At 67.5% G+C, this 8,848-nt stretch carries 2 protein-coding genes; both read left to right on the forward strand.

All coding sequences use genetic code 11. The features are described 5' to 3' along the window. Window positions 1–365 precede the first annotated feature (365 nt). Window positions 366–3,554, forward strand: coding sequence for a FlgD immunoglobulin-like domain containing protein (locus VFE28_09195; GenBank protein ID HZM16164.1), 3,189 nt, complete (start codon window positions 366–368; stop codon window positions 3,552–3,554). 347 nt (window positions 3,555–3,901) lie between these two features. After that, window positions 3,902–8,848, forward strand: a 4,947-nt coding sequence (locus VFE28_09200; GenBank protein HZM16165.1) for an Ig-like domain-containing protein, incomplete at its 3' end; no start/stop codon positions are given.

The raw sequence follows: 8,848 nt of genomic DNA on the forward strand, positions 1-8,848 counted from the left end.
CCCGAGGGGCCGGCTCCGGAACCACCATCGATTCCTATCAAGTTTCCACAGGCGACTATAGGGTGGACGGCCGGCCGAGGCAAGGGCGCCGGGCGGCTCGGGCAAGCCTCCGTAGTTCCACGGAGACGAGCGAAATCCTGCACCAGCAGTGGGAATGGCCTCCAGACGGCTTCCTTGACCGTCCCTCGCCCCACTGGTAAAATTCCCATGCCAAGTTTGACAGTTGCCCGGCGCCTCACCGCCCACCGCGGCGTGTCCGGGTCTTTCTCCGCTCTAAAAGGGCATCCCTCGGGTCGCTGGGAGGGCTCGACCCCTGCGGTACTCGCCATTCCACCCATCGTCACACGTCGTTAGGGGGTTCCAACATGCTGCAGAGATACACTCGTGTCTCTTGCGCCTGCGTCGGGATGGTCCTTTTGCTCGCCAGTGTCGCCGCGGCCCGTCCCACCGGCCAGCGTCACCAGGTGGCTGATCCGACTCCCTACGTGGACATCCTCGGGGACATCGAGGGTACCGAGCCTGCACCTTCCAAAGCGCTGTCGGACACAGTGTGGATCGCCGACTGGGACTTCGAAGGCGGCTTCCCCTGCGTCGACGCCGGCTGGACCCGAGTCGACAACCATATTCTCAACGATGGCATCCATTACTGGACCGTGAACAGCGCCTTCACCGGCGTCGGCGGAATCACTGGCAACGCCGCGGGGCTCGGCTATGTGAACAACCTCTGTTGTGCCGAACCGGCGGGCTACGACAACGACTGGTATCAGGCCATCCGCATCACTTATTCCGGCTCTGGCTTCGTGTCCTTCAACTATCTCCTGGATTCGGAGGGCGGCTTCGACTTCCTGCAGGTCGAGACCGATTCTCTCTGTGGTTCCTTCAGCCGCGTCAACTTCGCTACCGATCCGAGCGCCAACGCAGCCGCCTACCGCACCGTCCAGCACTCCGCCTCGGGCTACGACACCGGCGGCGTCGTGGACTCGGTGACGGTGCCGAGCTACGGCCCCGGCACCCACTGCGTCTACCTGGCCTTCTTCTCCGACGGCGGCTACTCACCCTGCGATGGCTTGCAGCCCTCTTCTCTGGGCAGGGCCTTGGTGGTGGACAACATCACCCTCGTCGGGGTCACGAACCCGGTGACCGAAGGTTTCGAGGGCACGCTGAACCCCCGCGTTTCCTTCCTCAATATCCAGGACAGCAAGCCCTTCGGCCAGTGGGCCCGGATCTTCCAGCACGTCACCGACAACGACTTCTGCACCGAGAACAAGTCCTGCGCCTGGCTATGGACGGATCACATCACCCCCACCCTGGCCAACGATCCGAGCATGGCCTTCGCGCCTGATGGCTATGTCATCCGCAACTGGCTCGACAACACCATCGTCAGCCCATGGGTGAGCCTGGCCTCGACGCCGACGGCGACGGGCACGGTGCTGCGCTTCCGTCGCTTCCCCGGCAACTTCTTCTCCCAGAGCCGCATCGTGCAGAACTGGTCGGTCCGGGCCCAGAGCACCGTGAGCGGGCAGAACTGCATCAGCGGCTGGGGCCACGCTTCGCAGTGGAACTCCCTCTCCTTCTTCGGTTGGGTCACGCTCAACTTCGACATGACTCCGGAGTTCCCGCCCAACGCGCAAAGCATCCAAGTGCGGCACCGCACCTCCGATTGGCAGTGGCTCGTGGGCGTGCCGCCACCGGCGACTTTCGTCCCCGGCCCGGGGCCGTACATCGACAACACCCGCATCGGCCGCCGGATTCTGGGCGGACCGGTGATCAACGAAGGCATCGACGCGCGCTCGCAGGCGCAGGACTGCTTCCCCACCGAGCCGCACCCTGATGTCACCCCGGGCACGGGAGAGCACTTCCGTCCCAGCACGGACCGCTTCGGGACGGCGGCCTTCTCCATCGGCACAGAGTTGGGGATCAACAACACCAGCCCGAACCTCATCACCGGGGACTCGGTGAGCGTCGAGGTGACGGATGCACGCAACGCCGGGGGCATCACCAGCGTGCAGTGGTATGGCGCCATCACCAGCGGCCCGCACGCGGGCAAGGCGCCGGCGCCGTGGACCGTCGGCCCCAACGGCTTCTTCTCCGTGACCGTGGACACGGTGCGCAGCAGCAATGGCGCCGCCCTCGACGGCTTCTTCTTCGTCGATCTCGACGACACCTACTTCCGCGGCGGCGACCAGCTCCACTACCTCTGGCTGGCCCAGGACGCCCTCGGCGGCGTGAGCTCGGATCCCGCCGGCCTGACCAGCGTGCCGGCGTCGGTGGCGGAGGCCAACCAGGCCACCGGCGGCATGCTCGAGGTCAGCTTCCTCCCGGCCATCAACTGGTCGCAGTCCTACCTGAACCGCATCGCCGCCGATCCGCACGGCGACCTCGACCCGACGCCGGCGGAACTGACGGCCTCGACGCAACGAAACTGCATCCTGTACGCCCAGATGGTGAACTCACGCCGCCGGGGCGGCGTGGTGAACCGCACCTCTTTCATGTACAACCTCGACCGCCTGGGCTATCAGGGTCACTACGACGTCTATGACCACACCGGGCTCGGGAACACCAACAACCAGCTCGGCGGGCGGGGGCGGGTCCAGCAAGCGCAGGGCTATAACCTCATCGTCTACGACCTGGGCAACTCCGGCCCGACCGGATGGCTCATGCCCGATGGCAGCGACTTGGATGCGCAGAAGGTGGACCAGGCGGGCTGGTTCCGCAGCTGGCTGAACCAGGTCCCCGCCAGCACCGCCGGCTTCGGCACCCTCTGGGTGCTGGGCGCGAACGCCCTGGAGGAGCGGCCGACCGCCCCGCTCTACGCCACCGACATGGCGGTGGTCATGAACGCCACGGCGCAGAACGCCGATCCCTACCCGCTGGTACGGGGGCAGGCGTCCTTCACCAACTCCGAGGGTTGCGTCACGGCTTTCACCGGCGACGAGTGGCGCCTCGATGGCGGCTGCCCGGTCTCCCGCGACTACGACGCGCTGGGCGTGTCGGGCACCGGTGTGGTGACGCACTCCTACCGCGATCCGCGCACGGGGCAGGCGGTCAATGCAGGCGCCATCGTCATGCGCGCCAATGCGGCCCAATCGTGGAACACGATCCTGCAATCCCATCCGTGGTTCGATTTCGCGCGTAAACCCGGCAATCCGCCCACGGGAACGTCGCCCGAGCAGGTGCTGCTGCAGAAGGTCCTCAACTGCGCCCTGCCGCCGGCGTGCCTGCAGTCGCCGAGCACGACCGATGTGCCCGGGTCGGACGAGATCGCCGTGCCGCGGCAGACGGCGCTGCACCAGAACGTGCCGAACCCGTTCAACCCCACCACCACGATCCGGTTCGATCTGGCCGCCGACGGCCCGGTGGCGCTGCGCATCTACGACGTCGCCGGCCGCCTGGTGCGCACCCTGATCAACGGGCCCGGGAAGGCCGGGGGCAATCAGGCGGTCACCTGGGACGGCCTGAACGAGAGCGGCGAACGGGTCTCGAGCGGCATCTACTTCTACCGCCTCGAGGCGGGAAGCCAGAGCTTCAACCGCAAGATGGTGGTCATGAAGTGAGAGCCGCGAGGCTCGGGTTCGAAGGCAGCGGGGTGTGCGACGGCACGCCCCGCGCCGCTTTCTCTCCGCCGTTTCGCCTCGTCGCTCCGTATTTCTCGGCTCCGCTAGCCCGGATGGCCACCACGTCGCGCGTGGGTCAATCCACCCATTGCACGATGGACAACCGCTGCGCTGGATACACAAGGCGCATTTCCAATGCATCCACCGCTTCTGCTTCTCTCTGCATACCACAGTGCGGTAAGCTCATACGTACATGACTCTGCGCCCAATCGCACTCCGCGGCTCCCGGCCGTACGCGGTTGGTGCTGTGCCTGGCGGCACCGATCTAGCGCCCGGCGCCTCGGAGGATGTCTCTGCACACAGCTATCGCTCGCGCCGTCCCCACCGAAGGGGATGCGTGTACTGCGCACCTTTCCCTCCGTCCCCGGCTCACCGCCGTCGTCCTCGCCTGCTGCCTCCTGGTGCTGCCGGGCTTCCTTCAGGCCCAGCCCATCACTTTTACCGCCATCGGCGACGTCCCGTACGACGAGAGCGAACTTCCGATCCTGCAGCAGCATGTCCTCAATCACAATCTCTACAGTCCGGGCCAATTCCTCGTGCATGTCGGGGACATCTTCCCCGGCGGCACCCCCTGCGAGGAGTTCCGTTACCAGCAGGTGGCGGACGTCCTCGAGCAGCTCACGGTCCCCGCCTTCATGCTGCCCGGCGACAACGAGACCAAGGACTGCGACGACCCGACCCAGGCCTGGAGCTTCTGGACGACGAGCTTCCTGAACCTCGAGTCCTACTTTTGCAGCCAACTCCCGGTGTGGCGGCAGACGGCGCGGCCGGAGAACTTCGCCTTCGTCTCGAGCGGCGTCCTCTTCATCGGCCTCCATCTCGTGGGCGGCTCCAATCCGGACGCCTTGATGCAGGACGACGCCGCCTGGGTGGAGCAGCAGCTCGTGCAGCAAAGACCCTTCGTCCGTGCCGCGGTGCTCTTCGCCCAGGCGGGCCCCGGCAGCGGCACCAACCTCTTCTTCGACGCTTTCGTCCCCGATGCGGTGACCTTCGGCAAACCCGTGCTCTTCATCCATGGGGACGGTCACTCCTGGATCGACGACAACCCCTTCGGCGTGCCCGGCATGCGGCGCATCCAGGTGGAGCGCGGCGACAAGCCACCGATCACGGTCACGGTGAGCACGGATGCGGTTCCCGTCTTCACCGTCAACCGCCAGCCCTTCGCCGGCTCGCCGGTCAACGCCGCCCCGTGCGTCGATGCCGGGCCGGACCTGGCGATCGGCATGGCGCAGCAAGCCTGGCTGCGCGGCCAGGCGAGTGACGACGGCGATCCCGGTTCGGCCTCGCTTTCGGTCACCTGGAGCAAGGTGAGCGGCCCCGGCACGGTCACCTTCACCAGCCCCTCGACACCGCAGAGCTTCGCCAGCTTCTCCCTGATTGGCGATTACGTCCTGCGCTTGCGCGCCACGGACGGTCCACTCGTCTCCACCGACCTCGTCAGCGTGAGCGTGAGCACGACGCCGCCGGCCAACGACCCGCCGGTCGCCTTCTTGGACTCGTACTCTACGCCGATGCAGCAGGCTCTCACCGTGCCCGCACCGGGCGTGCTCGCCAACGACGGCGATCCCAACGGCACCCCCGTCTCCGCCGTCCTCATCAGCTCGACCAGCCATGGCACCCTGTCGTTCAACGCCAACGGCTCGTTCACCTACACGCCGCAGTCGAACTACTACGGCCTCGACGGCTTCAGCTACCGGGCCTCCGACGGCAGCTTGCAGAGCTCGACCACGAACGTGACCCTCAACATCACGCCGCTCACCTTCACCTTGTCCCCCCTCGAGGACGCCACGGGCAACTCGTCGACGCCTTCGGTGCCCTCGGGGAGCGCCAGTAAGCTGCGCGTCGAAGCCGATGCCACTAGCTATCGGAGCTTCCTCAAGTTCAGCGTCACCGGCACGGGCACGACGGTGTACCGCGCCAAGCTGCGCCTCTTCTGTGTCAACGAAAGCATCGATGGCGGCTCGCTCTTCCGCCTTTCCAACTACTTCCCCGGCACTACGACGGCCTGGAGCGAAGGGACCCTCACCTGGGCGAACGCGCCGGTGATCGCCGGCACTCCGCTCGGCTCCGCGGGCACGGTGCGCGTGAATCAATGGGTGGAGTTCGACATCACCTCGGCCATCCGCGGCGATGGCGTCTACAGCTTCGCGTTGCGGAACGCCTCGACGAGCAGCGCCGAGTACAGCTCCAAGGAAGGCGTCGAGCCCCCGGTCCTCGTCATCGAGACGCGGCCGGGAGGCGGGGGCGCCAACGCCGTGCCGGTGGCAGTGGACAACGGCTATAGCGTGGTCGAGGACGGCGTCTTGACTCTCGCCGCCCCGGGAGTGCTCGGGAACGACAGCGATGCCGACGGCGACGCCCTGGGCCTCGTGCTCACCGCTTCGACCACCCACGGCAGCCTGTCCTTGGCAGCCACCGGCGGGTTCACCTACACACCGGCGGCGAACTACAACGGCCCGGACAGCTTTACCTACGTGGCCGACGACAACCGCGGTGGCCTCGAGCCGGCGGTGGTGAGCCTCACCGTGACTGCGGTGAACGATGTGCCCGTGGCCGGCGACGAGAGCTACGGCACGAGCGAGGACGTTTCCCTCGTGATCGCCGCCCCGGGAGTGAGGAGCAACGACACGGACCTCGATGGCGACGCCCTGACCACGGCGATGGCCACAGCCCCCACCCACGGCACCCTCGTCCTCGCCGCCAACGGCAGCTTCACCTACACGCCAGCGGCGGACTACAACGGCCCGGATTCCTTCCTCTATGTGGCGAGCGATGGCAACGGCGGTAGCGACACGGGCGCCGTGACGCTCTCGGTGAGCGCCATCGAAGATCCGCCGCGGGCCACCGATGATGCCTACGGCGCGAACGAGGACGGGAACCTGGTGGTCCCAGCTCCCGGTCTCCTGGGGAACGACAGCGATCCGGAGGGCGATGCGCTGAGCGCCACTGTCGCCACACCCCCCATGCACGGTACCCTCGTCCTCGCCCCGGACGGAAGCTTCACCTACACGCCCCAGGCCAACACCTTCGGGCCCGACACCTTCGTCTACACGCTGCGCGACGCCAAGGGTGGTACCGATTCGGGGAGCGTGACGCTCACCGTGGCGCCGGTGAACGATGCCCCGGTCGCGCTCGCCGACGTGCAGGCGACCAGCGAGGACGTCCCCCTCGTCGTACCAGCGCCGGGCCTTCTCGGCAACGACACCGATGTCGACGGCGATGTGCTGTCCGCGACGACGATCACGCCGCCCACCCATGGCACGCTGGTGCTCGCCACCCATGGCGGCTTCACCTACACACCCCAGGCCAATTTCAGCGGCCTCGACGCCTTCACCTACGAGGTGAACGACGGACACGGCGGCACCGCCACGGCCGCTGTCAGCCTCAGCGTCGGGGTGGTGAACGATGCCCCCGTGACCGCTGCCGACAGCTACCTCACCCCCGAGGACGCACCCCTCGCCGTGACGGCACCGGGGGTGCTCGGCAACGACGCCGACGTGGATGGCGATCCGCTCTCGGTCACGATCTCGTCACCGCCGTCCCATGGAACGGTGACGCTCGCGGCGAACGGCGGCTTCGACTACGACCCCGCACCCGACTTCCATGGCGCCGACGGCTTCACCTACAACGTGAGCGACGGCCGCGGTGGAACCCAGACGGGCACGGCGACGCTCACCGTGAGCCCAGTGAACGACGCCCCCGCGGCCAGCGCCGACACCCATAGCCTCGACGAGGACCAGACACTCGTGGTCGGCGTGCCGGGTCTTCTCGGCAACGACACCGACGTGGATGGCGACGCTCTCACCGCCGCCGTCGTCGCGCCCCCGACGCATGGAACCCTGGCCCTTGCCGCCGACGGAAGCTTCACCTACACGCCGGCCCGCGACTACGTCGGGAACGACAGCTTCAGCTACCAGGCCCGAGACCTGGTCACCGCCGCCAGCGCCACAGTCACCCTCGTCGTCCGACCAGTGAACGACTTGCCCGTGGCCGCCGTGGACACCTACGTGGTTCTCGAAGACAACCCTCTCGTCGTCGGCCCGCCCGGTCTCCTGGACAACGACACCGACGTGGACGGCGACGACCTCGCCGCCGCGGTCGTCTCCCCTCCTGCGCACGGCGCGCTGCAGCTCAGCCCAAGCGGCGACTTCACCTACACGCCGGCCGCCGATTTCAACGGCGCCGACGGCTTCGTCTACTCCATCAACGACGGCAGGGGCGGAGTCGTCTCGGGGAGCGTGACGCTTTCGGTGACGGCGGTGAACGACGCCCCGGTGGCTGGCGACGATAGCTACACGACTCTCGAGGACGCACCCCTCACGCGGCCCCTTCCCGGCGTCCTCGCCAACGACGCCGACGTGGACGGCGACGCCCTTTCCGTGCTCGTCGTCACGCCGCCCACGCACGGCACCCTAGGGCTCAACGCCGATGGCAGCTTCACGTACGCGCCCGCGGCGGACTTCCACGGTGCCGACGGCTTCACCTATACGGTGCGCGACCCTGCCAACACCACCGACACGGGCGCTGTGGCGTTCACGGTGGCGGCGGTGAACGACGCTCCGGTCGCCGACATGGATGGATACGCGACCGCCGAAGACGTGGTGCTGACCATCGCCGCGCCGGGGGTTCTCGGCAACGACACGGACATCGACGGAGACCTCCTGGCCGCCACGCTCGTCACGCCGCCGGCGCACGGCACCCTGGTCTTGAACGGCAACGGCGGCTTCTCTTTCACACCGGCGTCGAACTTCAACGGCAATGACAGCTTCACCTACACGGCCCATGATCCGGGTGGCGCCTCGTCGAGCGAGACCGTCCTGCTCTACGTCACGCCACGGAACGACGCCCCGGCCGCCGCCAACGATGCGTACAGCACCGCCGAGGACATCACCCTCACCGTCGCGGCACCGGGAGTGCGCGGCAACGACAGCGACATCGACGGGGACGTCCTCACGGTCGGCATCGCCACCTCACCGGCGCACGGCACGCTCGTCCTCGCCGCGGACGGCAGCTTCACCTACACGCCTTCGGCGCAGTACTTCGGCGCCGATGGCTTCACCTACACGCTCCGGGATCCGAGCGGTGCCACGAGCACGGGCACCGTGGCTCTCGGTGTCACCGCCGTGAACGACGCACCCACTGCTGCCAACGATGCCTACGCTCTCGACGAGGACGTCGTCCTCACCATGGCCGCACCGGGAGTGCGGGGCAACGACACCGACATCGAGGGCGAC

This window comes from Candidatus Krumholzibacteriia bacterium, from assembly GCA_035649275.1.
Classification (GTDB): Bacteria; Krumholzibacteriota; Krumholzibacteriia.

Excerpts from the sequence above, each read along its gene's own strand:
- VFE28_09195 (HZM16164.1), top strand. The coding sequence starts at position 366 with ATGCTGCAGAGATACACTCGTGTCTCTTGCGCCTGCGTCGGGATGGTC.